The organism is Kitasatospora sp. NBC_00070 (genome assembly GCF_045041205.1).
In the GTDB taxonomy this organism is placed as follows: domain Bacteria; phylum Actinomycetota; class Actinomycetes; order Streptomycetales; family Streptomycetaceae; genus Kitasatospora.
The window spans coordinates 1,008,558-1,032,643 of the sequence record NZ_CP108247.1 but is presented as its reverse complement, the minus strand read 5'-3'; the positions used below and the strand labels follow the sequence as shown (position 1 = coordinate 1,032,643).

The window sequence follows — 24,086 nt, the reverse complement described above, 5'->3', positions numbered from 1 at the left end:
CTTCCCCTCGCTGCACTCCACGCCCCGTGGAGTGCAGCGGGCCAGGTGCTCGGTGGCCCGGGACACGCGCTTTCCGGGCGGCGCACTCCGCCGGGGGACGGAGGCGGACACCGTTGCGCGGGACGCGTTCCGCGCCGGGCGCGCCGCGTCCCGGTGGGCTCTCGGGCGCTCTCGGGGGCACGACACGACGGCTGTGGAGTGAACCGGGGCGGCCGGGCTGCGGCGTTGCGCGCCTGAGGAGGGCCGGGCCGGTAGAAAGGCAACGACGCCGGACCGTGGACGCCCGGCGCCTGAGGTGCCGTCAGCCAAGGAGAACCGAGTGTCGGCAGAGCAGCGGCCGGGCCTGTCGCCCCGGCACATCATGGACGTGGGGATGGGCTTCGGGGCGTCCAAGGTGCTGCTGAGCGCCATCGAGCTCGGGGTGTTCACCGAGCTGGCGCGCGCACCGCTCCCGCTGGACGGACTCAGGGACCGCCTCGGGCTGCACCCCCGGGCCGCCCGCGACTTCTTCGACGCACTCGTGGCCCTCGGCCTGCTGGAGCGCGACGACGCCGGGGTGTACGCGAACACGCCGGAGACCGCGCACTACCTCGACCGCTCGGCGGCGACCTACCGCGGCGGGTTCCTGGAGATGGCCAACGCCCGCCTGTACGGCTTCTGGGGCAACCTCACCGAAGCGCTGCGCACCGGCAGGCCGCAGAACGAGGCGGCCACGGGCGACGACTTCTTCGGCGCGCTGTACGACGACCCCGACCGGCTCCGGGCGTTCCAACAGGCCATGACCGGACTGTCCTCGGGCGCCATCCGCGCGCTGGCGGAGCGGTTCCCCTGGGAGCGGTACTCGACCGTCGCCGACATCGGCTCGGCGGAGGGCGCCCTGCTGTCCCACGTGGTCGGGCGCCATCCGCACCTGACCGGCACCGGCTACGACCTGGCCGCCGTGCGGCCGACCTTCGAGGAGTTCGTCGCGGGCAGCGGCGTCGGGGACCGGGTCCGGTTCCGGCCCGGTGACTTCTTCCGGGAGCCGTTGCCCGGTGCCGACGTCGTCGTCTTCGGGCACATCCTGCACGACTGGGACCTGCCGACGAAGCGCATGCTGCTGGCCAAGGCGTACGAGGCGCTGCCCGTGGACGGTGCGGTCGTCATCCACGAGGCGCTGATCGACGACGACCGCCGGTCGAACACCTTCGGTCTGCTGATGAGCCTCAACATGCTCATCGAGACGTCCGGCGGATTCGACTACACCGCCGCGGACGGCCAGGGCTGGCTGGCGGAGGCCGGCTTCCGGACCAGCCGGGTGGAGCACCTGGACGGTCCCGACTCCATGATCGTCGGCATCAAGTGAGGCCGACCGCCCACCGACGCCGGGGCGGTCAGCCCTGGGCGCGCTTCTCCGCCCGGGCCTCGGTCCTGGCGGTGGCCTCGGCTTCGTCCTCGGCCTCGGCGACCTCGAGGGTCGGGGCGGTGCCACCGAGGTGGGCGGGGAGCCACCAGGTGTCCTCGGGGCCGGTGGGCTTGCCCGGGTAGTCGCGCTGGGCCTGCTCGAGCATCTCGGTCATCGCGGCCCGCAGCCGGCGGGTCACCATCACGGGCTTGTCGCCCGGGGCGAGCACGATCGGCTCGCCGATCATGATGGTGACCGGGACGTGGCGCTTGGTCAGGGTCTTCGGACGGCCCTTGGTCCAGAGCTGCTGGGTGCCCCAGAGGATGACCGGGAGCAGCGGGGCGCCGGAGTCGGCGGCCATCCGGGCGGCGCCGGTCTTGAACTTCTTCAGGGTGAACGAGCGGCTGATGGTGGCCTCGGGGAAGACCCCGACCACCTCGCCGGCCCGCAGCGCCCGGACGGCGGCCTCGTACGCGGGCTGCCCGTCCGCCCGGTCCACCGGGATGTGCTTCATGCCGCGCATCAGCGGGCCGGAGACCGCGTGCTTGAAGACGTCGTCCTTGGCCATGAAGCGGGTCTTGCGCTTGCCACCCTTGAAGGCGCCGAGGCCGGCGAAGAGGAAGTCCAGGTAGCTGATGTGGTTGCTCACCAGTACGGCGCCGCCCTCGGCGGGGATGCTCTCCGCGCCGATGATCTTGATCTGGCAGTCCAGCGCCCGGAACACGGTGAGCGCGGTGCGGATCACCGGCGGGTAGACGAACTCTGCCACGGGTCAGCCCTACTTCCCACGGGCTTGGGGCCCGGTCAGGTGGTCCGGGGGCACGGGCGAGCCGGACCGGAGGCGCGGCAGGCCGCGGTGGCCCCGGGGGATACACCCGAATGATCCCCCGAACGACGGTCGGATGTCACGCCTGTCCGACCAGTGGCAACCAAGGGGGGACGGAGCCGGGGCAGCGGCGGGCCTTGAGCTACCGGTCGGCGATGCCCAGCCGGGCCCGCCCGCGGTGCAGCAGCAGGTACATCTCGCAGCCGAGGCAGTAGCCGAAGGCCGCGTTCAGGAAGGCCGCGCCGAGCGCGCAGGCGGTGGCCGCGAGCCCGAGCCAGGTCGCGCCGGTCAGGTAGCCGACGGTGCCGACCAGGGCGAAGCCGAGGCCGACCGCCTGGGCGAACCGGGGCGGCCGGGCGTCCTCCAGCTCGGCCGGCGGCGCCAGCCGGGGCCGGACCAGGACGCGGTAGAGCCAGCCGTACGGCGAGTACGCCAGGCCGAACAGGGCGGCGACGGCGAACACGACGGCCTGGGCGGCGAGCAGCCATCCGCTGCCGGTGACCAGGACGGCGGCGAGGATCAGCGAGGTGAGCACGGCGGCGAAACGCGGCCCGCGCGGGTCGATCTGCATGAGGGGACTCCGGGGGAGGGGACGGGCGGGCTGACGAAGGGTCAGCGACAGCGCGTCGTGGTCGCCCGGCACAGGTCGACCACCCGACGGCGGGTCAGCCTCGTGGAGTCCATGGCGCAGATGGTACGCCCCCCGGCCGGGGCCGTGGTGAGATGCCGCACACTGGAGCGATGACCGGGTTGCTGGTGTGTGCCGTGGTGCTCGTGCTGGCGAGCGGGTTCGGCCTGCTGCGGGCCAGGCGCGACGGGAGGCTGCGGGTGCGGGCGAAGGACGGTGCGGTGGTGCTGACCGCCGGGGAGCTCGGGGCGGAGCTGGGGGAGCGGGCCACCCTGGTGCAGTTCTCCACCGCGTTCTGCCAGCCCTGCCGGGCCACCCGGCGGGTGCTGGCCGAGGTGGCGGAGCTGGTGCCGGGGGTGGCGCACGTCGAGCTGGACGCCGAGCAGCAGCTCGACCTGGTCCGCCGGCTGGACATCCTCCGTACGCCGACCGTGCTGGTGCTGGACGCCGCCGGCCGGCAGGTCCGCCGGGCCTCCGGCCAGCCGCGCCGGGCCGACGTGATCGCCGCGCTGGGCGAGGCGATCTGACGCAGTGTGGTCCGGGCGCCCGCCGGGCCGCGAAGTGGGTAGCGGGCCCAGGGCATCTGAGGGACCGTCCGACCCCGTCCGGCCAGGTGATTCTGTCAAGACCGTTCAATCTCACAGTCGATCTGCCGCCCGGTCAGCGGGTAGTCGGCCCGGGCTGGGGCAGGATGGGGCGCAGACGGCAGTGCGGCCGTTCCGGACCCGTCGCGGTCAGGGGCGACGCGGGATGCGGAGCACTCGTCCGGGCTTCGGCAGAGCTAAGCTACTGGCCAGTAGTGACGGCTAAGCTACTCGCGAGTATGCTGCCAGCAAGTTCCGGACGGGCACAGGAATCCGCTGCCCGGAGCGGGTGCGTGACGATTCGCACCCGCTTGCACAGCCGCAGCCGCCGGACGAGACCAGTACAGGAGACAGGCCGTGAGCTTGAGGATCGTTGTCTGTGTGAAGTACGTGCCGGATGCGACGGGTGACCGTCGGTTCGCGGACGACACCACCACCGACCGGGAGGCCGTGGACGGTCTGCTGTCGGAACTCGACGAGTACGGCGTGGAGCAGGCGCTGCGGATCGCGGAGGCGCACGGCGACGCGGAGGTGACCGTCCTGACGGTGGGTCCCGACGATGCGAAGGACGCGCTGCGCAAGGCGCTGTCGATGGGTGCGGACAAGGCCGTCCACGTCAACGACGACGACCTGCACGGCACCGACGTGATCGGCACCTCCGCGGTGATCGCCGCGGCCCTGGGCAAGACCGGCTACGACCTGGTGGTGTGCGGCATGGCCTCCACCGACGGGACCATGGGTGTGCTGCCCGCCCTGCTGGCCGAGCGCCTGGGCGTGCCGCAGGCCACCTTGCTGTCCGAGGTCACCCTGTCGGGCACCACCGTCTCCGGCCGCCGCGACGGCGACGCCGCCACCGAACTGGTCGAGGCGCAGCTGCCCGCCGTCGTCTCGGTCACCGACCAGTCCGGTGAGGCCCGTTACCCCTCCTTCAAGGGCATCATGGCCGCCAAGAAGAAGCCGGTGCAGTCTTTCGACCTGGACGACCTGGGCATCGACGCCGACACGGTGGGCCTGGCCGGTGCGTGGACCGCGGTCGACGACATCACCGCCCGCCCCGCCCGCACCGCCGGCACCATCGTCAAGGACGAAGGCCAGGGCGGCACCGCGCTGGCCGGCTACCTCGCCGACCAGAAGTTCATCTGACCCCGCACCCTCGCGCACACTTCACGACTCATCAGGAGCACAAAATCATGGCTGAGATCCTGGTTCTCGTGGACCACGCCGACGGTGTGGTCCGCAAGCCGGCCCTCGAACTGCTCACCCTGGCCCGCCGCATCGGCGAGCCCTCCGCCGTCGTCCTCGGCGCCGGCGACGCCACCGCGGGCATCGCCGCCAAGGCCGCCGAGTACGGCGCCGCCAAGGTCTACACCGCCGACGCCGCCCAGTTCACCGACCACCTGGTCGTCCCCAAGGTCGACGCCCTCACCCAGATCGCCCAGAACGCCAACGCCGGCGCCGTGCTGGTCACCTCCTCCGGCGAGGGCAAGGAGATCGCCGCCCGCGTCGCACTGCGCCTGGGCTCGGGCATCATCACCGACGCCGTCGACCTCGAAGCCGGCACCGACGGCGGCCCGGTCGCCACCCAGTCCGTGTTCGCCGCCTCCTTCCAGGTCAAGTCGACCGTCTCGCACGGCACCCCCGTCATCACCGTCAAGCCCAACTCCACCAGCCCCGAGCCCGCCCCGGCCGCCGGCACCGTGCAGAGCGTCGAGGTGGCGTTCACCGGCAACGCCGCCACCGTCACCGCCCGCACCCCCCGCGTCTCCTCCGGCCGCCCCGAACTCACCGAAGCCGCCATCGTCGTCTCCGGCGGCCGCGGCGTCGGCGCAGCCGAGGGCTTCAGCGTGGTCGAGGACCTCGCCGACGCCCTCGGCGCGGCCGTCGGCGCCTCCCGCGCCGCCGTCGACGCCGGCTGGTACCCCCACACCAACCAGGTCGGCCAGACCGGCAAGCAGGTCTCCCCCCAGCTCTACATCGCCGCCGGCATCTCCGGCGCCATCCAGCACCGCGCCGGCATGCAGACCTCCAAGACCATCGTCGCCGTCAACAAGGACCCCGAAGCCCCCATCTTCGAACTCGTCGACTACGGCATCGTCGGAGACCTCTTCACCGTCCTCCCCCAACTCACCACCGAAATCAAGACCCGCAAGGGCTGACCACACCCAGACACCAGCGGAGCCCCGTCGGAATTCTCCGGCGGGGCTCCGTCGGTTCCGGCTATGCTGCTCTCCGTGTACCTCTCCGATCCGCACTGACGGGCCGTCAGCCCGCCCGCACCGCGCACCCTGCCGAGCAGGGGCCGCCGGTGCGGTCGGCCACGCGCCCTCGTGCCCGCACGCGCCCGGCTGAGTCCCGGCGCGCCTGCCCATCGGAGAACACCCCATGTCACGCCCCTCCCGGGGCAGCGCCTCCTACCGCGCTGTCCTCACCCTCCCGCACGCCCCCAGGCTCTTCACCGCCGCGATGCTCGCCCGGCTCAGCTACGGCGTGATCGGCCTGCCGCTGCTGCTCGCGCTGTACGAGGGCACCGGCTCGTACGCGGTGGCGGGCACCGTCACCGGCCTGTTCGGTCTGGTGGTCGCCCTGCTCGGGCCGGCCAGGGCCCGGCTGGTGGAACGTCGGCCCGCCGCGCTGACCTGGCTGTCCGTCAGCTACACCGCCCTGCTCGGCGGGCTGGCCACCGCCTGTGCCGTGCACGCCCCCGTCCCGCTGATCGCCGCCACGGCGCTGGTGACCGGTGTCTGTCCGCCGCCCGTCGGCCCGTTGATGCGGACCCTCTGGGGCAGGCTGGCCGCCGACGAGGCGCAGCGGCAGTCCGCGTTGAGCCTGGACACGGCGGCCGAGTCCACCGTCTTCGCGCTCGGCCCGTTGCTCGGCGGTTTCCTGGTCGCGGCCCTCGGTGCCCCCGTCGCGGTCGGGGCCTGCACGGTGCTGGTGCTGGTCGGGTTCGGTCTGCTGGCGGCCGCTCTGCGGGGCGTGCCGAGCAGCGTGCGCCCCACGGTCGCCCGTTCCGGAAGTCCCTTGCGGGCGAAGGGGTTCGGGTCGGTGCTGCTGCCGGTCCTGGGGGCGGCTGCGGCGTTCACCGTGTTCGAGATCGCCGTCGTGGCCGCCCAGGGCACCGTGGCGGCCGGGGTGCTGACCACCCTGTTCGCGGTCGGCGGCGTGCTGGGCGGCCTGGTGTACGGCGGCCACCGCTGGCGCGGGCCGCTGCGGCTCCGGCCGGTGCTGCTGGTCGCGGCGGCCGCCTGCTGCTACGCCGTACCCGCGCTCGGCGTGCTGCCCGCCACGGCGGTGGCGGCGCTGCTCGCGGGCGCCTGTACCGATGTCCTGCTGATCACCGCCTACCAACTGGTCGAGGAGCTCGTGCCCGAGGGCGCCCGGACCGAGGCGGGCGCCTGGGTGAACACCGCCTACAACCTGGGGGCCGCACTCGGCGCGGCGGCCGGGGGCGTGCTGGTCGACCGGGCCGGGCCGACCACGGCGTTCGGCGGGACGGCCGGCCTGCTGGCGGCCTGCGCGGTGGTGGGTGCGGCGGCGGCCCTCGGCGCGGTCCGGCGGCGGCCGTCCCCGGTCGGCGCCTGACCCGGCGGCAGGGCGGCCGGGACCGGCGGTAGAGTCCCGACCATGGGACTGCTGACGGCACTTGAGGGCGGCCACGGCGACGCCGCCGACGCGCTGCGGATCGACGGGCGGCCACTCTCCAGGGAACAACTGCTGGGTGCGGCAACGGCCTTGGCCGACCGGGTGGCGGGGGCGCCGGCGCTCGCGGTGCTGGCCGGGCCGACCGTCGAGACCGTGGTGGCCACCGTCGGCGGACTGCTGGCGGGCGTCCCCGTGGTGCCGCTGCCGCCGGACTCCGGGCCGAAGGAGCGCGCGCACATCCTGCGTGACTCGGGCGCCACCCTGCTGACGCTCCCGGCCGGGGCGACGGTGCCGGACGGGATCGGGTCGGTCGAGGCGCTCCCGGTCGAACTGACGGCCCGTTCGAGCAACACGTACGCCGAGGCGGCGGCCGAGCGGACGGCTTTCGTGCTCTACACCTCCGGTACCACCGGCGCGCCGAAGGGCGCGGTGATCCGGCGCAGCGCGGTGGCCGCCGACCTGGACGCGCTGGCCGCCGCCTGGCAGTGGACCGCCGGGGACACCCTGGTGCACGGGCTGCCGCTGTTCCACGTGCACGGTCTGGTGCTCGGCGTGCTGGGCGCGCTGCGCACCGGCAGCCGGCTGGTGCACACCGGCCGTCCGACGCCGGAGGCGTACGCCAAGGCGGGCGGCAGCCTGTACTTCGGGGTGCCGACCGTCTGGTCCCGGATCGCCGCCGACGAACCGTCGGCGCGGGCGCTGGCCGCCGCCCGGCTGCTGGTCTCCGGCAGCGCCCCGCTGCCGACGCCGGTCTTCGACCGGATCGCCGCGCTGACCGGGCAGGCGCCGATCGAGCGGTACGGGATGACCGAGTCGCTGATCACCGTCTCCACCCGGGCCGACGGCGAGCGCCGCCCCGGCAGTGTCGGGCTGCCGGTGGACGGGGTGCGTACCCGGCTGGTGGCCGAGGACGGCGGTCCGGTGCCGCTGGACGGCGAGACGGTGGGCGAACTCCAGGTGGTCGGGCCGACGTTGTTCACCGGGTACCTCAACCGGCCGGACGCCGACGCCGAGGCGTGGACGGCCGACGGCTGGTTCCGCACGGGGGACGTGGCCACCATCGGTCCGGACGGCTTCCACCGGATCGTCGGCCGGGCCTCGGTGGACCTGATCAAGAGCGGCGGCTACCGGATCGGCGCGGGCGAGGTGGAGGCCGCGCTGCGGGACCACCCGGCGGTGGCCGACGCGGCGGTGGTCGGCGCGCCGGACCAGGACCTGGGCCAGGCCGTGGTGGCGTACGTGATCGCCGACGGGCCGGTGACGGGGGATCAGCTGACCGCCTTCGTGGCCGAACGGCTCTCGGTGCACAAGCGGCCCCGCCGGGTGGTGCTGGTGGCCGAGCTGCCCAGGAACGCGATGGGCAAGGTACTCAAGAAGCAGCTGCTCGACCTGGGCTGACCGGGCGGCGGCCGCGATTTGACCTGTGCGGGTCAGGCGGGCCGAGAGTGCGGCTGACACATGCCGTACGGCCGGGAACCGACACCCGTCCGGTCGGACAGGCATGGTCCGGGCCGTCGCGGGGGACCACCTCGATGGCGCCGGAGTGGGCTGGGGCATCAGGGCGGCGGAAGGCAGGGGCACAGTGATCGTCTGGGTCAACGGCACGTTCGGAGCGGGCAAGACGAGTGCCTGCCGGGAGTTGGTCGAGCTGCTGCCGGGCAGCGTGCTCTACGACCCCGAGCTGGTCGGCCACGGGCTGCGGCACATCCTGCCGACGGACCGGATGGCCACCGTCTCCGACTACCAGGACCTGGCCGCCTGGCGGCGGCTGGTGCCCGAGGTGGCGGCCGCCCTGCTGGCCGAGGTGCCGGGACCGCTGGTGGTGCCGATGACGCTGCTTCGGGAGGACTACCGGGACGAGATCTTCGGCGGGCTGGCCGCCCGGGGGCTGGCGGTGCACCACTTCGTCCTGGACCCTGCGGAAACGATCCTGCACGAGCGGATCGAGAGCCGGGACGAGTGCCCCGGCGATCCGGCCGCCAGCGCCCGGGTCCGCAGCTGGTGCCGGGAGCACCTGCCGCAGTACCGGCTGGCCCGCCGCTGGCTGAGCAGAGACGCCCAGCTGGTCGACACGGCCGGGCTGACGCCGCGCCAGACCGCCGAGCACCTCGCCGCGCTGGTCAAGGACGGCGTGGCGGTCTGCCCGATCGTGCAGAGCGCGGACACCACCGGGGACACCGTGGCCGCCGCCGTCCTGCTCTTCGACGACCAGGACCGGGTGCTGCTGGTGGACCCCGTCTACAAGCCCGCCTGGGAGTTCCCGGGCGGCGTGGTCGAACGCGGCGAGGCACCCACCGACGCCGCCCTGCGGGAGACCGTCGAGGAGCTCGGGCTCCGGCTGGAGCCGACCGCGCTGCGGCTGCTCGCGGTGGACTGGGAGCCACGGACCGGCCCGCGCCGGGGCGGGCTGCGCCTGGTGTACGACGGCGGACGGCTCGACGCGCAGGCCCGGAGCGCGCTCCGGCTCCCGGCCGAGGAACTGCGCGGCTGGCGCTTCGTCACCCTGGACGAGGCCGCCACCCTGCTTCCCCCGAACCGGCTGCGCCGACTGGCCGCCGCCCTGGTCGCCCGGGACAGCGGCGAACTGCGTTACCTGGAGGCCGGGCTCCCCGCCGCGATCGGCGTCCCCACCCCGGGGTAGCGTCGGGAGGATGACGGAAGACTGGCGGGACGACCGGACCGACTGGCGGCACGACCGGATCGGCGCCGCACTGCGCGGGGAGAACCCCACCGTGCTGCGGCGGCTCAGCGCGGGCTTCGCGGTGATCGGCGACGTGCAGTTCCTGCCGGGCTACGCCGTGCTGCTCACCGACCGGCCCGAGGTGCAGCGGCTCTCCGAGCTGACCCGCCCTCAGCGCACCGCCTTCCTCGCCGACCTGGACCGGCTGGGCGAGGCGGTCGAACGCGTCTGCCGCCGGCTCGACCCGGCCTTCCGCCGGGTCAACCTGGAGATCCTCGGCAACACCGACGGCTTCCTGCACGCCCACATCTGGCCCCGCTACGCGTGGGAACCGGCCGAACTGGTCGGCGGTCCGGTCTGGTTCCACCCCCGCACGCACTGGACCGCCCCCGAACACGCGCTCGGCCCGCGCCACGACCCGCTCCGGCGCGCGCTCGGCGAGGAGCTGGACCGGCTCTGACAGGATGGCCGGGTGCCCTTCACGCTCAGTCACCCGGCCGCCGTGCTCCCGCTGTTGGACGGCACCCGGGGTCGTGGTCCGCTGGTCGCCGCCGGGCTGGTGGCCGGGTCGATGGCGCCGGACGTGCCGTTCTTCGCCGACTCGCTGCTGCGCGGCTGCTACCGCTTCGGCGACGTCACGCACCGCTGGTGGGCCGTCCCGACGGTGGACGTGCTGATCGCGGGCGGCCTGACCTGGTGGTGGTACGGGCTGGTCCGCCCGGGGCGGTACGACCGTGGCGGGTACGGCTGGTTCGCCGTCTCGGCCGCGATCGGCGCCGCCACCCACGTCGGCTGGGACTCCTTCACCCACCAGGGCCGGGCCGGGGTCCGGGCCTTCCCGGTCCTGAACACCGAACTGGCGGGCTGTCCGCTGTACACCGTGCTCCAGTACGGCAGTTCGGCGGCCGGCCTGGCCCTGCTCGCCCCTCGCCTGCCACCCGCCCCCGAGCCGCGCCGATCCACCGTCGCCGGTCTCGCCCTGGCCACGGCGGCCGGCGTGCTGCACCGGCTGTCCCGCCGGGAGCGCGGCCTGATCGCCGAGTGCTGCTTCGGCGCGGGCGCGGGCCTGGCCGCCGGGATCACCGCTTACGCCCTCGCCGGGCGGTCAGCGCGAGCCCGGTGACCAGGCCGGAGTCTCCCCGGGCCCGGGCCCGGCTCAGGCGGGTGAACCGGTCTTCAGGGCGGCGTAGTTGCGGAGGAAGAGGGCCTCGGTCAGGGCCATTCGCTCCAGTTCGGCCGGATCGACGCTCTCGTTGACGGCGTGGATCTGGGTGGTCGGGTCCTCGACGCCGATCAGGATGATCTCCGCGTCCGGGTAGAGGGTGTGCAGGGTGTTGCAGAGCGGGATCGAGCCGCCCTCGCCGGAGGCGACCATCGGGGTGCCGAACGCCTCCTGCATCGCGGCGCCCATCGCCTCGTAGGCCGGGCCGGTGGTGTCGGCGCTGAACGGGCTGCCGCCGCCGAGGCGTTCGACCTCGGCCCGGGCGCCGAGCGGGACGGTGGCCAGCAGGTGCGCCTCCAGTGCCTCCTGGGCGGTCTTCAGCTCCATGCCCGGCGGGATCCGCAGGCTGACCCGGGCCCGGGCGGTGGAGTGCACGGAGGAGGTGGCGCCGATCACCGGCGGGGCGTCGATGCCGAGCACCGTGACGGCCGGGCGGGCCCAGAGCCGGTCGGCGACCGAGCCGGTGCCGGTCAGCGCGGTGCCGTCGAGCACCTTGGCGTCGGCCCTGAACTGCTCCTCGGGATAGGCGACCCCGGGCCAGGTCTGGTCGGCCCGCAGGCCCGCCACGGCGACGTCGCCGTGCTCGTCGTGCAGCGAGGCGAGCACCTTGACCAGCGCCTGCAGGGCGTCGGGGGCGGCGCCGCCGAACGCGCCGGAGTGCAGGTTGCCCGCCAGCGTGGTGACGGTGAGCGCGGCCTCGGTGATGCCGCGCAGGGTGGCGGTGACGGTGGGCAGGCCGGGAGCGAAGTTGCCGGTGTCGCCGATCACCACCACGTCGGCGGTGAGCAGCTCGGGGTGGGCGTGGGCGTACTGCTCCAGGCCCCCGGTGCCCTGCTCCTCCGAACCCTCCACGATCACCTTGAGCCCGACCGGGTAGCCGCCGTCCGCCTGCCGCAGCGCCCGCAGGGCCGTCAGGTGCATCAGGATGTTGCCCTTGCAGTCGGCCGCGCCGCGCCCGTACCAGCGGCCGTCCCGCTCGGTCAGCTCGAAGGCGGGCGAGTGCCAGCCGGACTCGTCCAGCGGCGGCTGCACGTCGTAGTGCGAGTACAGCAGCACCGTCGGCGCGCCGGCCGGGCCGGGCAGCTCGGCGTAGACCGACTGCGTGCCGTCCGGGGTGTCCAGCAGCCGAACGCCCGTCAGGCCCTCCGCGGCGAGCGCGTCGGCGACCCAGCGGGCCGCCTTCTCGCACTCCTCGACCGGGAACTGCCGGGGATCGGCGACGGACTGGAAGGAGACCAGCTCGGCGAGCTCGGCCTTGGCCCGCGGCATCAGGGACCGGACGGCCGAGGCCAGGGACTGCTGAGTCATCGGTTCACTCCGGGGTGTGCGGATGAAATGGCGGTGTTCGGACGGCTCGATCCTAGGCCGGGCCACCCCGACCCTCCGGGACTGGCTACGCACCTGCTCGTCGGCACTAGGATTGCTGTCCGTGACTGACTCCGGTAGCTCCCACGGCCAGGACCGTATCGACCCGCCCGCCGCGCCCGGGCCGGACGCTGACGAAGTGTCGGACGGGCCAGACCCGTTGGCGGGCGTCTGGGACGTCGTGGTGGTCGGCGCCGGTCCGGCCGGGTCCTCCGCCGCGTACGGCGCGGCCCGGCAGGGGCGGCGGGTGCTGCTGCTCGACAAGGCCGAGCACCCCCGCTACAAGACCTGCGGCGGCGGCATCATCGGCCCGTCCCGGGACAGCCTGCCGGACGACTTCAAGCTGCCGCTACAGGACCGGGTGTACGCCGTCACCTTCGCGCTCGGCGGCCGCTTCACCCGCACCCGGCGCTCCAAGCGGATGCTGTTCGGCCTGGTGAACCGGGACGAGTTCGACCTGCGCCTGGTGCAGTCGGCCGAGCAGGCCGGCGCGGTGCTGGTCACCGGCGTCGCGGTGGCCGGGGTCGAGCAGCCGGCCGGAGCCGGCCGCACGGTCACCGTCACCACCTCCGACGGCCGCCGGATCGAGGCCCGTGCGGTGGTCGGCGCGGACGGCAGCGCCGGCCGGATCGGGCGGCACGTCGGGGTGACCTTCGACCAGATCGACCTCGGCCTGGAGGCCGAGATCCCGGTGCCCGACCAGGTGCTCCGGCACTGGCAGGGCCGGATCCACCTGGACTGGGGCCCGCTGCCCGGCTCGTACGGCTGGGTCTTCCCGAAGACCGAGTCGGGTTCGCTCACCGTCGGGGTGATCTCGGCGCGCGGCGACGGCGAGGCGACCAAGGGCTACCTGGCCGACTACATCCGGCAGTTGGGCCTGTCCGGGTTCACCCCGAGCATCGAGTCCGGCCACCTGACCCGGTGCCGGGCGGAGGACTCCCCGCTCTCCCGGGGCCGGGTGCTGGTCGCGGGCGACGCGGCCGGCCTGCTGGAGCCGTGGACCAGGGAGGGCATCTCGTACGCGCTGCGCTCCGGCCGGCTGGCGGGCGAGTGGGCGGTCAAGGTCGCCGAGGCGGACGGCTCGGCGGATGTCCGTCGGCAGGCGCTGAACTACGCCTTCGCGATCAAGGCCGGGCTCGGGGTCGAGATGCGCGCGGGCAAGGTCATGCTGGGTGCCTTCGAGCGCCGCCCGCACCTGTTCCACGCCGCGGTCTGCCTGGTCGGCCCGGCCTGGCGGGCGTTCGCCCGCACCACCCAGGGGCACACCACCTTCGCCCAGATCATGCGCGACTACCGGGCGGCCCGCCGGCTGGCCTCGATCGCGTCCCGCTGACGCCGGTGGCCTCCTCCCGTCCGGGAGGAGGCCACCGTGGTCCTGCGCGCAGGTCGGCTCAGTAGCCGATCGCCTCGTACAGGCCGGTCTCGCGGTCGCGGAACAGCCGGCCCGCCTTGCGCAGCTGTTCGAGGTCGCGGCGGACCGTGCGCGGGTCCGGCTGCTCGTGGTACGTCTCGCGCGCGCGGGTCCAGTCCCAGCTGCCGCCACCCTTGCGCATGGCCTGGAAGAGCTGCTCCCTGCGTTCGTTCGCGGACTTCGGTGCTTCGGTGTGCTCGTCGGTCATGACGTCATTCTCTCGTGCCGGAGGGTGTGCCCGCGCCCGCCGGGGTCAGGCCAGCCGCAGATCGACGTACGGCACCGTGTCACCGGGCAGCAGATACCGCTCGATCTCGACGAAACCCCGCGCCTCGGCGAACCGCAGGCCGTCCGCGTTCGACTCCAGCACCACGGTCTCGATCACGGCCGGTCCGAGCGAGCGCGCGTACGCCAGCACGTGCGTGTACAGCCGCGTCCCGATCCCCTGCCGCCGGTAGGCCGGAAGCACCCGGGCGATCACGGTGGCCGTCCCCTCGGTGGGCGGCCGCACCGTCGAGCAGCCGACCAGGGTGTCGCCCAGGTACGCCACCTCGAGGCGGTTGCGCCCGGCCCGCTCGCGGACCTCGGCCGCCGTCAGCGGGTCGGTCGGGATGATCAGGTTGTGCACGTGCTGCCAGTCCGACAGACCGACGTCACCGCTCACCGGCTCGAAGCGAAGATCGTTCATCGCAGCAGGAAACCGCGCCCGCCCCGGGGCGTCAACCGTCTTTCGGGCCCGGCGGCCGGTCAGCTGCGGAGCTGGTCGCCGAGCGGGCTGCGGGCGTAGAGGACCAGGCGGCCGCTGCGGGTACGGGTGACCAGGCGGGTGGTGTGCAGGACGCCGAGGTGCTGGCTGACGGCGCCGGGGGTGACGCCGAGGCGGGCGGCGAGTTCGGTGGTGGAGGTGGGTTCGTCGAGGAGGGCGAGCAGGCGGGCCTTCGGGGCGCCGAGCAGGAGTTCGAGGGCCTCGGCGGCGGGCGGGGGCTGCGGCAACGGGGCCATGGTGGCCTGGCCGCGGGTGGGGTAGACGATCGACGGCGGATACTCGTCGCTGATCGAGGTGACGGCGCCGCGGATGAAGCAGCTGGGGGAGAAGACCAGACCGCGCCGGGCCACCACCACCTCGGCGTCGCCGGTGGCCCAGTCCCGACGGATGGTCAGCACGCCGTCGGCCCAGTGCAGCCGGCCGTCCAGGTCGGCGAACAGGGCGGCCGCGCCGCGCTCGGCGAGCATCCGGGCCCGGTGCACGATGTCCGCCTGGAGGGCCGAGCGGGCCCGCGGCCACCAGCCGGGGGCGAGACAGCGGTCCCAGTAGGCGGCGAGGGCGTCGGCGATCTCGGTCAGCAGCGCGGCCGGGTCGGCGGCGAGCCCGGCCGCGAGCAGCGGCGGCAGCCGCCGGTCGTGCGGCAGGTGGGCCCGGGACAGCTCGGTCGCCAGCCGCTCCGGCGGCAGGGCCCGGACCAGCGCGAGCTCGCTGCGGAAATCCGGGAAGGGGGTGGCCGGACGGGGTGTCAGGAAGTCCGGGACCCACCGGTTGGAGCCGACCAGGGAGCGGAGCAGCCCGGCCTGCGGCAGGCGTTCGAACTCCGGCCTGATCAGCTCGAACCAGGCGGTCTGGGCCGGGTGGTAGGTGCCCGGGTGGGTCCACATCCGCAGGCTGAGCACGGTCTCCTGGAGCGGGGAGCAGGCGAAGGCGGCCGACGCCAGGTCGTCCAGTTCGAGCTGGAAGCGGTGCATTCGTCCTCCTCTGGGCCTGAGCAGGCGTCAGGCATAGCCTAAATGAATACCGGCGGCGGCCCCCCGGCGGTGTGATCAGCTCATGACCCCCACCATCGAGGCCACCGCGCCCACCCCTGCCCGGAACCGGCTGCTGCACCCCGACCCGACCGTCCGCCGACTCGCCCGGATCACCCTGCTGAACTGTCTGGGCAACGGACTGTCGATGACCCTCGGGGTGCTGTTCTTCACCCGGGTGCTCGGCTTCGGCGCCGTCCAGGTCGGCACCGCGCTGACCGCCGCCGGACTCTGCGGGGTACTGGCGGGGGTGCCCGCCGGGCGGGCCGCCGACCGGTGGGGGAGCAGGCGGGTGCTGGTGGTGCTGGTGGCCGGCGAGGCGCTCGGGGTGGCCGCGTACACGCTGGTGCACTCCTACCCGCTGTTCGTCCCGCTGGCCTGCCTGGTGATGGCCCTCGACCGGGGCTCGGCCGCCGTCCGCAACGCGCTGTACGCCGAGGTGCTGCCCGCCGACCGGCGGGTGGCCGGGCGGGCCTACCTGCGGGTGGTCACCAACGTCGGGATCGGCGCGGGGACGGCGGTCGCCGCGCTCGTCCTGCACGCGGACAGCCGGGGCGCGTACGTGGCGGCGCTGCTGGCCGACGCGGTCAGCTTCGCGGTGGTCGCCGTGATGTACGCGGCCCTCACGGTGCCGCCGCGGGTCAAGGCGCCGACGGTGCCCGGCGAGCGGACCGGGAACCCGGCGCTGCGCAACCGGCCGTTCCTGGCCGTCACCGTGCTGAGCGGGCTGCTCTGCCTGCAGTTCTCGGTGCTGGAGGTGGGCGTGCCGCTCTGGGTGGTGGAGCACACCGAGGCGCCCAGGGTGGTGGTCGCGGTCTCACTGATCGCCAACACCGTGCTGGTGGCGCTGCTCCAGGTCCGGGCCACCCGGGGCACCGAGGAACCGACCGCCGCCGCCCGGATCTTCCGCCGGGGCGGGCTGCTGATCGCCGCCGCCTGCCTGCTGATCGGCCTGGCGCACGGCCTGCCCGGCTGGCTGGCCGCCGTGCTGCTGATCGCCGGGGTGGCCTGCCAGACCTTCAGCGAGATGTACTGCCAGGCGGCCGGCTGGGCGCTCAGCTACGACCTGGCGGGCGACGGCCACCACGGCTCGTACCAGGGGGTCTTCAACGCCGGGCTGTCCAGCGCCCTGATGTTCGGCCCGGTGCTGATCACCACCGTGGTGATCACCAACGGTCTGGTCGGCTGGATCCTGCTCGGCGCGCTGATGCTGGCCGCCGCCGTCGCGATGCCGCCCACCGTCCGCTGGGCCCAGCGGACCCGGCCGGACGCCCCCGTGCCGTCGGTCAGTCCGTGACGACCGGCAGCTGCCGGCAGTACGGCCGGTCGGCCGCCCGCAGCTCGCCCAGCGGACCGGCCGCCCGGAGCACCACGTCCAGCACCGCGACCGGGTCGCAGGCGTAACCCCCGCTGGCCCAAGCCGGGTTGGCCTCCACCACGGCCCAGCCGCCGTCCGCCAGCAGGCCGACGTCGACCACCACCGCGCTGGGCAGCCCGGCCGCGGTGGCCGCCAGCAGCTCGGCGGCGAACGCGGTCACCTCCCGGCGCAGCGGGTCCTCGGCCAGTGGCGCCACGTCCAGCCCGCCGTCGACCGCGTACCGGCTGCCGGTCCGCACCGCGCCGTCCAGCACGAACAGCCGGTACTCCCGACGGAACGTCACCACCTCGCTGACCAGCACCGGCTGGTCGTCCGGCAGCGCGTCCGGGCCGGGCAGGCCGGAGCCGTCCGGGTAGACCCGGGCCGCGAACACCTTGTCGGACGGCGGTTTGCAGAAGGCCGGCCGGCGCAGTGCCCGGGCCTCGGCGAGCGGCAGCAGCTCGACCGAACGGCGGGTCAGATCCCGGGGCAACTCCGCCAGCCAGCCGGGAAGTTCCTCCAGCACGGCGACCCCGAGCTCGCGGCCGACCGCGTCGGCGTACAGCGGGCCGCCGTACAGGTGCACCAGCGGGGGGACGTCCTGCGGCGGGCGCCAGCCGGTCGCGGTGCGGGCGGGCAGGCCGCGCGCGTGGGCGGCGGTGAGCAGCTGCAGACCGGTCTCGTTGATCCGGGGCGCGAGCAGCAGCAGTCGGTCGGTGAACATGAGGCCCGATGCTCCCGCAGCCGCCCCGGCGGGGCCGGCGGGTTTCGCCGGGCGACCCTGGCCGGGCCTCTGGCCGGGAGGCGGGTGGGCATGTCAGAGTCCTGTCCGGGCGGGCCCACCGGTCCGTTCCCGAGCCACCCTCAGCCGGAAAGCAGGAGTACCGCGATGACCCGCGAGGTACCTTTCGTCCGCGTCGCCACCGCCGATGCCGTGACCACCCTGGAGCTGGACTCCCCGCACAACCGCAACGCCCTGTCCAGCAGGCTGATGGCCGAGCTGACCCGGGGTCTGGCCGAGGCGGCGGCCGATCCGGCCGTACGGGCGGTGGTGCTCGGGCACACCGGCAAGGTGTTCTGCGCCGGGGCCGACCTGACCGAGGCGACCGGGGCGGACCCGACGGTCGGGCCGCGCGGTCTGGTGGACCTTCAGCGGGCGATCGTGGACTGCCCGAAGCCGGTGCTCGCGCTGGTGAACGGGCACGTCCGGGCCGGCGGGCTCGGCCTGCTGGGCGCCGCCGACCTGGTGGTGGCCGGGCCGCTGTCCACCTTCGCCTTCACCGAGGTCAGGCTCGGCCTGGCACCGGCCGTGATCTCGCTGCCGCTGCGCCCCAAGCTGGACCCGCGCGCCGCCTCCCGCTACTACCTCACCGGCGAGACCTTCGACGCCGCCGAGGCGGCCCGGATCGGTCTGGTCACCGAGGCGGCCGACGACCCGTCAGCCGCCGCCAAGGTGCTGCTGGACGCGTTCCGGCTGTGCTCCCCGCAGGGCCTGGCCGAGAGCAAGCGGCTGGCCAACGTCGAGGTGGTGGCCTCGTTCGAGCGGGACGCGGACGAGCGGGTGGACCGGTCGGCCCGGCTGTTCGGCTCGGCCGAGGCGCAGCAGGGCATGCGGGCGTTCCTGGAGCGCCGCCCCGCTCCGTGGGCGGAGTAGTACCGTACCGAGCATGATCGACAAGGGGCTGGACGACCAGGGCTTCATCGCGCGGGAGGGCTCGCTCGACCGCGTGCAGCCGGAGTTCGGCCCCTTGGCCGAGGCGGCCCGGCGCGGGATCGCCGAGACCTTCGGGCCGGACCGGCTGCACAGCGGCTACCTGTACGGCAGCATCCCGCGCGGCACCGCCCGCCCGGGCCGCTCCGACCTGGACCTGCTGCTGGTCCTGCACCGGCCGCCGACCGGGGCGGACCGCGCCGACGCGGCCGCCCTGGCGGCCGCGCTGGACGCCGGGCACCAGGTGGTCGACGGTGGCGGCATCCTGCTCTTCGACACCGCCACCCTGCTCAGCGAGCTCGAACGGTACGACCTCGGCTGGTTCCTGGCCTGCCTGTGCACCCCGCTGCTCGGCCCTGACCTGGCCGCCGAGCTGCCCCGCTACCGGCCGACCTCGCTGCTGGCCCGGGAGACCAACGGCGACCTGGCCCTCGCGCTCCCTCGCTGGCGCACCGGCGGGACCGACCCGCGCGCCCTGAACCGGGCGGTGGCCCGACGGTTGGTCAGGACGGCGTTCACCCTGGTGATGCCCCGCTGGGGCGGCTGGACCAGCGACCTCGCCCGCTCGGCCGAGATCGCCGGCTCCTACTACCCGGAGCGGGCCGGGCAGCTGCGCACCGCCGCCGAGGTGGCGCTGGCGCCGACCGGCGACCCGGCGGTGCTGCGGATGTTCACCGAGGAGCTCGGGCCCTGGCTGGTGGCGGAGTACGCCGCCGTGCACGGGGTGAAGGCGGCGCGGCCCTGACCCGTCCGGGAGGACGGTCCTGAGCAGGTGTGACCTTGCTCCCTCCCGGTGTTACCGACCGGTCGGGACCGATAGCGTGGGACGCATGCCGACCGCCAGTTCACTCCTCGCCGCAGTCCGCACCCGAGGCCGCCGGGTGGCCGGGCGGCTGGTGCACCGGGGCTGGACCTGGGTGCAGGGGGTCGGCGCGGTCTCCAACCAGAGCCCCGGGCCCTACCGGTTCCGCGAGCTGGGGGACGGCACCAAGCTGGCCTTCCCGCTCGGGACGGTGTTCAACGAGCAGTGGATCACCATCGGCCCGTTCTCCATCATCGGCGAGCGCGTCACCATCTCGGCCGGGTTCGTGCCCGGGCTGGACCTGGGGGACGAGCCGATCGTGCGGATCGGCGGCGGGTGCGTGATCGGCCGGGGCAGCCACCTGGTCGGCCACCAGTCGATCACCCTCGGGGACGACGTCTGGACCGGCCCGTTCGTCTACATCACCGACACCGCGCACTCGTACCACGACACCGAGCTGCCGATCGGCAAGCAGTGGCCGCGCAACGAGCCGGTGGAGATCGGCTCCGGCAGCTGGATCGGCACCGGTGCGGTGATCCTGCCCGGCGCGAAGCTGGGGCGGAACGTGGTGGTGGCGGCCGGTTCGGTGGTGCGCGGTGAGGTGCCCGACTTCGCGGTGGTCGCGGGCGCCCCGGCGAAGGTGGTGCGCAGCTGGTCCGAGGTGGAGGGCTGGCAGCCGCCGTTCCGGCACGAGCCGCCGACCGCCCTGCCGGGGGACCTGACCGCCGATCAGCTCCGGGAGCTGATCGGCTGGGACCTGCGGCTGCCCGGCGAGGGCAGCTGACCCCTCGGCCGGGGCTCAGGCCGGCCGGCGGGCCTCGATCAGGAAGCGCGCGGAGTGCGCCACGAACGGCCCCTCGCGCAGGATCCGCTCGTGCAGCTCGCGCAGCCGGTCCCGGTACCGCTCGACGGTGAAGCCGGGGACCATCCAGATCACCTTGCGCAGGAAGTAGACCACCGCGCCGACGTCGAGGAACTCCGTCCGCAGCCGCTCGGAGCGCAGCTCGACGATCTCCAGCCCGGCCGCCTCCGCCTGCGCGCGCTCGTCGTCGGGGTGCCGGCCCCGGTGCACCTCGGCGGGCAGCGGCCCGAGGAAGTACTCCACCAGTTCGAACACGCTCGCCGGGCCGACGTGCTGGGCCAGGTACGTCCCGCCCGGCCGGAGCACCCGGTGGATCTCCGACCAGTACGGCCGGACCGGATGACGGCTGGTCACCAGGTCGAAGGCGCCGTCCGCGAACGGCAGCGGCGGCTCGTCCGGAGCGGCCACCACCACCGCCCCGAGCGGGTGCAGCAGAGCGGTGGCCTTCGCCACGTTCGGTGGCCAGGACTCGGTGGCGGCCATCACCGGGGGGAACTTTCCGGTCCCGGCCAGGACTTCACCGCCGCCGGTCTGGATGTCCAGCGCGGCGGAGACCCCGGCCAGCCGGGCGCCGACGGTGCGCTGGTAGCCCCAGGAGGGTCGCTGCTCGGTGGCCCGGCCGTCCAGCCAGGAGAAGTCCCAGCCGTCGACGGAGACGGATTCGGCCTCGGCGACGAGGTCCTCGAAGGTACGTGACATATCGGCATCATCGTGGCATTACGGGTGATGGGCAAACAGTTTTGCTCCCGTCGGAGCGGCCCGGGGGTGGAGCGAGGCGGGCCCGGCGACGCGTCCGTCGCCGGGCCCACTTCCTGGTGCTTCTCGTTGTCCGCCAGGATCTAGCGGAGCACGACGGAGAGGCGGGCCGCACCCGGGGCGACGTCACAGAAGTAGTTGACGGCCTCGCCCCGGTTCACGTAGCCCTGGCCCGCCGCCTGGCAGCTGGCGGCGTCCGGGAACATGCCGATGTAGGTGTAGCTGAACGCCTGGGCGGCCGGAGCGGCGATCAGTGCGCCTGCGGCCAGTGCGCCGGCCAGTGCCACGGTGGAAGCCATCTTACGAAGTGCCATGTCGGTACCTCTCCCCTCGGACGAGAGCGCCGGGGTCCACGTCCCGGCGCTTCGGGGAGGAGCCTCCTCCGGTTGCGAACGCCGTGCAATTGGTTGAGACCAATTCGGCTGGAAGATGCATAACCCGTGGTGACAGCGTGGTCGATCTTCACAACTTCGGCTGAGCGATCACTTGCCAGAAGGCCGTCACAGCCGCCGCCAGAGCGCGGGCACGTTCGGTGGCTCCCAGCCGGTCATCGCGGTGTGGGCCTGGAGGCACTGGTACGAGGCGCCGCCGTAGCCGACCCGGTCGCCGGCCCGGTAGGCCGTGCCCGGGGCCCAACTGCCGCCGGTGGGCGTGGGGGTGGGGGAGGGCTTCGGGGTGGTGGTGGGGCTGCCGGTCGGGGACGGGCTGGGGCTCGGGGTCTGCGGGACGTTCAGGACGAAGTCGAAGGTGCCCTCCTTGCCGGAGCCGATCTGACGGACGTTCATCAGCAGCCGGGCGTCGAAGATGGTGTCGGTGCTGTTGCGCGGCTCGCCGGGGAAGTACAGCTGGGTGGTGAGCACCGGCCGGTTCGGGGCCTGGACCTTGACGTGGATGTGCCGGGTGCGACCCGGGTAGAGGCCGGGCACGATGGTGCTCAGGCTGAACGCGCCCTGGGCGTTGGTGAACTGGTGGCCCCGGAAGGTGAATCCGGTGTTGTCGTAGGCGCCGTTGTCGTCCGCCTGCCAGAAGTCCAGCAGGACGTTGGCGATCGGCAGGCAGGCGGAGCCGAACACGTACCCGCTGACGGTCAGCCGGGTGCCCGGGGTGCTCGCCGTCACCAGTGAGGTGCGCAGCGGGGAGTTGGGTTTGAAGTACGGGCCCTCGGTCTGCGGGACGGTCGGGTCGTCACCGTCGTCGCAGTCGGGGGTGAGCTCGGGGGCGGTACCGGTGCCGCGCCGGTCGCGGGCGAGTGCGCTGCCGGCGCCGAGCAGCAGCGGGGCGGCGCCGGCCACGGCGACCGCCCGCAGCAGCGTCTTGCGGCTCAACAGGCGCTCGGCGGCCTGGGGTTCGTGCACCTGGGGTTCGTCCTGCTCGGACACGGAGGCTCCTGGGTGGGGGAGGACATGGCCGCCGTGGGGGTGCGGCCATGAGGGGCTCATGACAGCCGACTGGGCCGGGAACGGCGAGGCGGTCAGCAGTGAACCTATGGGCCTTCCGGCCGGGCGGCGATGGACTCCAGCCGGGGATCGTGGTGATTTCCTCCGGCACTGCCCCGGAACTCCCCGGGGGTCATCCCGGTCTCCCGCCGGAAGAACCGGCAGAAGTACGCGGGGTCGCCGAAACCGCATTCCTTGGAAATCTGTCGCACCGTCAGATCCGTTCTGGCCAGCAGGAGTTTGGCCGTCATGGTCTGCTGCTGCCGGATCAGCCGGTCGGGCGTGCGGCCGGTGGCCTGCTTGACCAGCGCGTGCAGATGGCCGGTGGAGACCCCCAGCTGCCGGGCGCAGTCCGCCACCGAACGGCCCGGTTCGGCGATCAACCGGCGGAAGGACGCGACCAGTTCGTCCGTCCGCCCCGGCGCCACCGGGTCGGCCCCCGGCGCCGAGGCGCGCAGCGCCCGGACGATCAGGATGTGCAGGTACGACCGCAGCACCCCGGCGTAGCCGTCCGCCAGCGCCCGGTACTCCCGCTCCAACTCGTGCATCAGCGCGGGCAGTTCCCGGTCACCGCCGGTCAGGCGCAGCCACGGCCGGGCGGCCAGGGTGCGCAGTGCCGCGACGTCCTCCGGGTGGGAGAGCAGGAAGTCCTCGTTGAAGAGCAGCACCTGCCCGGTGAGGCCGTCCACCTCGTCCCAGTAGTGCACCTGGCCCGGCGCGATCACGCACAGGTGCGGCGGGTCCAGCGGCCAGTGCGCCAGGTCGACCACGTGCGTGCCGCGCCCGCCGGTGACGTGCACGATCTCGTAGAAGGTGTGCCGGTGCGGGAAGCCGGCCCTGGACAGCTCCCCGATGGTGTCGAAGGAGCCGATGGCGAACGGCAGCACGTGCGGCTCGGGCACCATCAGCCCGTGGACGGGGAAGTCGATGCTCATCGCAGCAGTCTGCGGCTGTCACCCGCGACAGGTCCAGACCATGCCGCCGGCCGGTCAGGCGCCCCGGCGGATCGTCACCACGGCCGTCCGGCCGTCCACCCGGAGCTGCTGCTCGCCGGGGGCGGTGAGCAGTGCGGCGTCGTACCGGCCCAACCGGAGCTCCGGGGCGACGAGTTCGGCCGTACCGTCCAGGCAGACCAGCAGGACCACCGCGTCCGCCGGGACGGTGCAGGTGCGCGGCCCGTCCGCCACCTCGACCTCGGCGGCGGCCTGCCCCCGACGGGTCATCACGTTGAAGTCCACCACCGGGCCGCCGAGCAGCTCGCAGCCGGTCTCGGCGTCGCCGGGGAAGGCGAACGGGCGGAACGGGTCGGCGAGCCGGTGCTCGGTGCCCGCCACGGTGAGGGCCATCCCGGCGCCCTCCACCACGGTGATCACCCGGTCGACCCCCTCGAAGCGGGAGAACGGACCGCCCTGCGCGACATCCGCCAGGCTGACCCGCCAGTGGAAGTCGGCCAGCCCGGCCCCGGCCGGGTGCCCCGCCACCTCACGGGTGATGCCGCCGCCGTTCAGCCACGGGGTGGCCGGGCGCCGGTCGGCGCGGAGTACCTGAACCGTCGTCATCTGTTGGCCTCGCTGGTCGGGCCCGGTCGGCCGGGCAGCCTGGGATCGGTGCCACCAGGGTAGGCGT

The 24,086-nt window shown here is 74.0% G+C and carries 26 protein-coding genes; 14 read left to right on the top strand and 12 right to left on the bottom strand.

The window, feature by feature from the left end; all coding sequences use genetic code 11:
* Positions 1-319: 319 nt before the first annotated feature.
* The gene (locus OHV05_RS04835) at positions 320-1,345 is read left to right on the top strand and encodes a methyltransferase (RefSeq protein WP_405016504.1); all 1,026 of its coding nucleotides are present in this window, start codon (positions 320-322) and stop codon (positions 1,343-1,345) included.
* A 28-nt stretch (positions 1,346-1,373) separates the two neighbouring features.
* On the opposite strand, the gene OHV05_RS04830 is transcribed toward OHV05_RS04835, so the two are convergent.
* Together OHV05_RS04830 and OHV05_RS04825 are read right to left on the bottom strand one after the other, a co-directional pair.
* On the bottom strand, positions 1,374-2,153 hold the full coding sequence (locus OHV05_RS04830) for a lysophospholipid acyltransferase family protein (RefSeq protein ID WP_405016503.1): 780 nt from the start codon (positions 2,151-2,153) through the stop codon (positions 1,374-1,376).
* 199 nt (positions 2,154-2,352) lie between these two features.
* Entirely contained in the window at positions 2,353-2,781 is a 429-nt protein-coding gene (locus OHV05_RS04825; protein WP_405016502.1) for a DUF4395 domain-containing protein, read from the bottom strand.
* 170 nt (positions 2,782-2,951) lie between these two features.
* Here OHV05_RS04825 and OHV05_RS04820 point away from each other — a divergent pair, with 170 nt between their 5' ends.
* The 8 genes from OHV05_RS04820 to OHV05_RS04785 all read left to right on the top strand — a co-directional run bounded on the left by OHV05_RS04820 (position 2,952) and on the right by OHV05_RS04785 (position 10,867).
* On the top strand, positions 2,952-3,365 hold the full coding sequence (locus OHV05_RS04820) for a thioredoxin family protein (protein ID WP_403044985.1): 414 nt from the start codon (positions 2,952-2,954) through the stop codon (positions 3,363-3,365).
* Positions 3,366-3,779: 414 nt separating this feature from the next.
* Entirely contained in the window at positions 3,780-4,565 is a 786-nt protein-coding gene (locus OHV05_RS04815; RefSeq protein WP_405016501.1) for an electron transfer flavoprotein subunit beta/FixA family protein, read from the top strand.
* Between the two features lie 47 nt (positions 4,566-4,612).
* Positions 4,613-5,578 (top strand): electron transfer flavoprotein subunit alpha/FixB family protein, encoded by a 966-nt coding sequence (locus OHV05_RS04810; protein WP_405016500.1) that lies wholly within the window; start codon positions 4,613-4,615, stop codon positions 5,576-5,578.
* 226 nt (positions 5,579-5,804) lie between these two features.
* Positions 5,805-7,004 (top strand): MFS transporter, encoded by a 1,200-nt coding sequence (locus OHV05_RS04805; RefSeq protein WP_405016499.1) that lies wholly within the window; start codon positions 5,805-5,807, stop codon positions 7,002-7,004.
* A gap of 42 nt (positions 7,005-7,046) precedes the next feature.
* On the top strand, positions 7,047-8,462 hold the full coding sequence (locus OHV05_RS04800) for an acyl-CoA synthetase (protein ID WP_405016498.1): 1,416 nt from the start codon (positions 7,047-7,049) through the stop codon (positions 8,460-8,462).
* 184 nt (positions 8,463-8,646) lie between these two features.
* Positions 8,647-9,705, top strand: coding sequence for an NUDIX hydrolase (locus tag OHV05_RS04795; protein ID WP_405016497.1), 1,059 nt, complete (start codon positions 8,647-8,649; stop codon positions 9,703-9,705).
* A gap of 10 nt (positions 9,706-9,715) precedes the next feature.
* Positions 9,716-10,204, top strand: a complete 489-nt coding sequence (locus tag OHV05_RS04790) for a diadenosine tetraphosphate hydrolase (RefSeq protein WP_405016496.1) — start codon at positions 9,716-9,718, stop codon at positions 10,202-10,204.
* A gap of 12 nt (positions 10,205-10,216) precedes the next feature.
* A complete protein-coding gene (locus tag OHV05_RS04785; RefSeq protein ID WP_405016495.1) occupies positions 10,217-10,867 on the top strand; it encodes a DUF4184 family protein in 651 nt (216 codons plus the stop codon).
* Positions 10,868-10,900: 33 nt separating this feature from the next.
* Here OHV05_RS04785 and OHV05_RS04780 read toward each other — a convergent pair whose 3' ends face one another.
* Positions 10,901-12,274 carry a dipeptidase gene (locus OHV05_RS04780; RefSeq protein WP_405016494.1) on the bottom strand — a complete coding sequence of 458 codons (1,374 nt, stop codon included), beginning with the start codon at positions 12,272-12,274 and terminating at the stop codon, positions 10,901-10,903.
* 121 nt (positions 12,275-12,395) lie between these two features.
* On the opposite strand from OHV05_RS04780, the gene OHV05_RS04775 reads away from it, so the two are divergent.
* On the top strand, positions 12,396-13,664 hold the full coding sequence (locus OHV05_RS04775) for a geranylgeranyl reductase family protein (RefSeq protein WP_405016493.1): 1,269 nt from the start codon (positions 12,396-12,398) through the stop codon (positions 13,662-13,664).
* A gap of 58 nt (positions 13,665-13,722) precedes the next feature.
* Here the strand turns inward: OHV05_RS04775 and OHV05_RS04770 are convergent, their stop codons facing one another.
* From OHV05_RS04770 to OHV05_RS04760, 3 genes are read right to left on the bottom strand one after another with little or no spacing between them, the layout of a single operon-like run.
* On the bottom strand, positions 13,723-13,950 hold the full coding sequence (locus tag OHV05_RS04770; protein WP_403044965.1) for a hypothetical protein: 228 nt from the start codon (positions 13,948-13,950) through the stop codon (positions 13,723-13,725).
* A 45-nt stretch (positions 13,951-13,995) separates the two neighbouring features.
* Positions 13,996-14,430 (bottom strand): GNAT family N-acetyltransferase, encoded by a 435-nt coding sequence (locus OHV05_RS04765; RefSeq protein WP_405016492.1) that lies wholly within the window; start codon positions 14,428-14,430, stop codon positions 13,996-13,998.
* Between the two features lie 59 nt (positions 14,431-14,489).
* Positions 14,490-15,479, bottom strand: coding sequence for an ArsR/SmtB family transcription factor (locus OHV05_RS04760; protein ID WP_405016491.1), 990 nt, complete (start codon positions 15,477-15,479; stop codon positions 14,490-14,492).
* An 82-nt stretch (positions 15,480-15,561) separates the two neighbouring features.
* Here OHV05_RS04760 and OHV05_RS04755 point away from each other — a divergent pair, with 82 nt between their 5' ends.
* A complete protein-coding gene (locus OHV05_RS04755) occupies positions 15,562-16,833 on the top strand; it encodes an MFS transporter (protein ID WP_405016490.1) in 1,272 nt (423 codons plus the stop codon).
* On the opposite strand, the gene OHV05_RS04750 is transcribed toward OHV05_RS04755, so the two are convergent.
* Positions 16,823-17,617 carry an ATP-grasp domain-containing protein gene (locus OHV05_RS04750; protein WP_405016489.1) on the bottom strand — a complete coding sequence of 265 codons (795 nt, stop codon included), beginning with the start codon at positions 17,615-17,617 and terminating at the stop codon, positions 16,823-16,825. The two genes, OHV05_RS04755 and OHV05_RS04750, sit on opposite strands and share 11 nt — an antisense overlap.
* 165 nt (positions 17,618-17,782) lie before the next feature.
* On the opposite strand from OHV05_RS04750, the gene OHV05_RS04745 reads away from it, so the two are divergent.
* The 3 genes from OHV05_RS04745 (at position 17,783) to OHV05_RS04735 (ending at position 20,190) form a co-directional block, all read left to right on the top strand.
* The gene (locus OHV05_RS04745; RefSeq protein ID WP_405016488.1) at positions 17,783-18,547 is read left to right on the top strand and encodes an enoyl-CoA hydratase family protein; all 765 of its coding nucleotides are present in this window, start codon (positions 17,783-17,785) and stop codon (positions 18,545-18,547) included.
* 13 nt (positions 18,548-18,560) lie between these two features.
* Positions 18,561-19,349 (top strand): nucleotidyltransferase domain-containing protein, encoded by a 789-nt coding sequence (locus OHV05_RS04740; RefSeq protein ID WP_405016487.1) that lies wholly within the window; start codon positions 18,561-18,563, stop codon positions 19,347-19,349.
* Positions 19,350-19,434: 85 nt separating this feature from the next.
* Positions 19,435-20,190, top strand: coding sequence for an acyltransferase (locus tag OHV05_RS04735; protein ID WP_405016486.1), 756 nt, complete (start codon positions 19,435-19,437; stop codon positions 20,188-20,190).
* Between the two features lie 15 nt (positions 20,191-20,205).
* On the opposite strand, the gene OHV05_RS04730 is transcribed toward OHV05_RS04735, so the two are convergent.
* The 5 genes from OHV05_RS04730 to OHV05_RS04710 form a co-directional block, all read right to left on the bottom strand.
* Positions 20,206-20,967, bottom strand: a complete 762-nt coding sequence (locus OHV05_RS04730) for a class I SAM-dependent methyltransferase (RefSeq protein WP_405016485.1) — start codon at positions 20,965-20,967, stop codon at positions 20,206-20,208.
* 140 nt (positions 20,968-21,107) lie between these two features.
* Positions 21,108-21,338, bottom strand: a complete 231-nt coding sequence (locus tag OHV05_RS04725) for a hypothetical protein (protein ID WP_405016484.1) — start codon at positions 21,336-21,338, stop codon at positions 21,108-21,110.
* A gap of 186 nt (positions 21,339-21,524) precedes the next feature.
* A complete protein-coding gene (locus OHV05_RS04720) occupies positions 21,525-22,403 on the bottom strand; it encodes a carbohydrate-binding protein (protein ID WP_405016483.1) in 879 nt (292 codons plus the stop codon).
* Positions 22,404-22,507: 104 nt separating this feature from the next.
* On the bottom strand, positions 22,508-23,395 hold the full coding sequence (locus tag OHV05_RS04715; RefSeq protein WP_405016482.1) for an AraC family transcriptional regulator: 888 nt from the start codon (positions 23,393-23,395) through the stop codon (positions 22,508-22,510).
* A gap of 54 nt (positions 23,396-23,449) precedes the next feature.
* Positions 23,450-24,019, bottom strand: coding sequence for a HutD family protein (locus OHV05_RS04710; RefSeq protein ID WP_405016481.1), 570 nt, complete (start codon positions 24,017-24,019; stop codon positions 23,450-23,452).
* Positions 24,020-24,086: the final 67 nt, after the last annotated feature.